The 431-nt window shown below is 35.8% G+C and carries 1 protein-coding gene; it reads left to right on the plus strand.

The features are described from left to right. On the plus strand, positions 1-431 hold a 431-nt coding region (locus tag KP705_RS17975), incomplete at both ends, for a hypothetical protein (protein ID WP_215765277.1).

Raw genomic sequence — 431 nt, forward strand, 5'->3', positions numbered from 1 at the left:
CTTGAAAATCTGTTCAATATAAAGGCTGTGCGATTGAAGGCACGTTATGAGACCAAGGCTATTCGTTATATGTTTGGGAATGGGGTCGAGGTTTATTGCGGTTGGGAAAAGCCTTACGATATCATGACTTGTTTGCATGACCATTATATTGACMATTCTTTTCCTGTGAAGGATGTGAAAAGTTATAGAGATTATTTGCGTTGTCTTCCTTCGCATTCTTCTTTGTTTTTGGATTACATAGAAAGCAGGGGATATGGTTTTTTAAGATTCAACGAATATTTGAACGATGACGAGGATGATTTTTGTTACGAGTGTGTTTTTGTTAATGACAATAAAGATGAGATACGCCTTTGGGTTAAAGATTTAGAAGAATGTGACAAGGATGGTTTGTATTCGAGTATCGATAATTTAGATTTGGAAAATTGTACGTC

The sequence above is a fragment of the Gluconobacter sp. P1D12_c genome, from assembly GCF_018812105.1.
GTDB classification, from domain to species: domain Bacteria; phylum Pseudomonadota; class Alphaproteobacteria; order Acetobacterales; family Acetobacteraceae; genus Gluconobacter; species Gluconobacter oxydans_A.